Source organism: Methylobacterium sp. WL120 (assembly GCF_008039465.1).
In the GTDB taxonomy this organism is placed as follows: domain Bacteria; phylum Pseudomonadota; class Alphaproteobacteria; order Rhizobiales; family Beijerinckiaceae; genus Methylobacterium; species Methylobacterium cerastii.
Window position 1 is genome coordinate 1 of the sequence record NZ_VRUT01000328.1, and the last position, 1,450, is coordinate 1,450.

The window sequence follows — 1,450 nt, forward strand, 5'->3', positions numbered from 1 at the left end:
AACCGCGGGCCTCGCCGCGACCGGACTCCACGGTCTGCTGCTCGGCCTGGCCCCGGCGCGCGACCTTGCTGTTGCCGGGGATCGAGGCGGACGAGCTCGACTCCTTGTTGCCGGCCAGGCCTTCGCCGCTGGAATTGGCCTGGAGCGTTTCGTCCTTCTCCTGGTTGGCGGTGTTGTTGTAGCGGGCGCCGTACTGCGCCGAGCCGTTGGCGATGCCGCCGCCCTTGCGGTCGATCGCCTCGGCGACGAGCTTGGCGAGCAGCGAGCGGTTGGCCTGCGCGTCGGCGTCGCGCGGGTTGAACTGCAGCGCCGCGTCGTAGGCCTCGATCGCGCCGGCATAGTCGCCCATCCGGGCGAGCGCGTTGCCGAGGTTGTACGAATTGCGCCGGCCGCCGTTGCGGAACAGCGCCGCGGCCTCGTCGTAGCGCCCGGCCTCGTAGAGCGCCGGCCCGCGCCAGGCCGGGTCGTCGAGGATCGCGAGCGCCACTGAGGGCAGTCCGACCCCCATCAGCAGGCGGCCGAGGCCGGTGCGCGGCTGCGAGACCAGCAGCAGCGCCAGGATGCCGGCGCCGGCCGCCGCGATCCCGACGATCCGCGCCCAGCGCCGCCAGCCGCGCGAGAGGGCGGCCGAAAGGGTGGGAGAGACAGGCAGGCGGCCGAGCGCGCGGGCTGCCATCACGCACTCCTCCGGAACAGGATCAACGCCGGCACCAGCGCCAGCAGCAGCAGCCAGCGGCCGAGGTCGGCGAAGGCGAGCACCGCGTAGCCGCCCGCGGCCAGGTGCTGGGCCGTGCCGGCGCCCACCGCGTCGAGCACGGGGGCCGGCGCCGACAGGTCGGCCGCGACCCCGCCGCCGGCCGAGACCAGCCGGTCGAGGGCCGCCCGGTCGGTCTTCGGCGCGCCGGGCGGCAATGTCTTGTGCGCCGGCACGAACAGCCCCTGGACGCGCCAGCCCTTGGCCCGCATCGCCTCCGTCTCGCGCAACGCCGCGTCGCCGATGCCGTCGCCGTCGGTGATCAGCACCACGTCGGCGGCCAGCGCCCCCGCCTCCTCCAGGGTACGCCGCGCCAGGGCCAGCCCACGCTCCGGGTGGCTGCCGCGGTCGGGCACCGTGTCGGCGTCCAGCGCGAACAGGGTGGTGCCGAAGCTGTCGCGGTCGGTGGTCGGCCCGGTCGCGACGTAGGCGTCGCCGGCATAGATCACCAGCGCCACCGCCCGGGTGCCGGCGGCCTCGGCCACGCCTTGCGCGGTCTGGCGCAGGTCCTTGAGCCCGCCGCCCTCGGCGACCGAGCGCGACAGGTCGGCGACGATCACCGTCGCGTCGAGGTTGCGGAAGGTCGTCGCGTCCTTGCGCTCGACGGCGGGTCCCGTGAGCGCCAGCGCGACGACCCCCGCGGCGGTGGCGGCCGCGAGGTTCGCCTGCCGCCGGCCGCCGAGCACGGCGCCGCGC

At 75.9% G+C, this 1,450-nt stretch carries 2 protein-coding genes; both read right to left on the reverse strand.

Features of this window, described 5'->3' with window-relative positions:
• Positions 1-676 (reverse strand): tetratricopeptide repeat protein (locus FV229_RS26795; RefSeq protein ID WP_147754809.1); only part of this gene is annotated, 676 nt, incomplete at its 3' end.
• A partial coding sequence (locus FV229_RS26800; RefSeq protein ID WP_147754810.1) for a VWA domain-containing protein occupies positions 676-1,450 on the reverse strand: 775 nt, incomplete at its 5' end. The genes FV229_RS26800 and FV229_RS26795, both read right to left, overlap by 1 nt.